The following is a 594-nucleotide window of genomic DNA, read 5'->3' as shown; positions in this document are numbered from 1 at the left end:
AACGGGTTCCCCCTGCACCGACTGAAGCGGAAATAGCTGAGCGGGAAATACAGAAAAAACTGGAGCTCGAGCAACAAAAACAGGCTGAAGAAGCCGCCAGAATAGAAGCCGAAAAACGGCGTAAACAGGCTATTTATGATCGTAACCTGCTTTCTGCCTATCAATCCGAACAGGATTTGCTTAATGAACGTAACAAAGACCTGCAATACCGAGAAAAACGTATCGAAATATTAAAAAAGAAGCGTAAGGGTTTACAGCAACGATTACAGCAGGTGCAACAGCAAGCTGCCGATAATGAATTAAGTGGTATGGGTCTCAGTGCCAATCTGCAAAGTCGCCTGCAAGCTGCGCAACAGGAACTTGATAATAATCAGTCCAGCATTCAACAGTTACAAACTGAAATTGATACGCTTAATATGCAATATGAACTGGATCGTCAGCGCCTGGGTGAGCTGTTGGGAACCGCGGCAGAAGATTAAACCAGCAAATCCAGTTGGCTCATCAATAATTGATTTTCAGTGTGATTGCCAATACTGATTCGTAAAAACTGATCAATTCTCGGCTTGTTAAAGTGGCGAACAATCACCCCTTTTT

1 protein-coding gene is annotated in these 594 nt (G+C 43.6%); it reads left to right on the top strand.

The genetic code is table 11. The features are described from left to right. Positions 1-479: DUF4124 domain-containing protein (locus tag B3182_RS11400; RefSeq protein WP_292752794.1), on the top strand; the 479-nt coding region annotated here is incomplete at its 5' end. Positions 480-594 lie beyond the last annotated feature (115 nt).

It is taken from the genome of Methylophaga sp. UBA4204 (assembly GCF_002379485.1).
Classification (GTDB): domain Bacteria; phylum Pseudomonadota; class Gammaproteobacteria; order Nitrosococcales; family Methylophagaceae; genus Methylophaga.
This window is presented reverse-complemented; position numbering and strand designations above follow the sequence as displayed.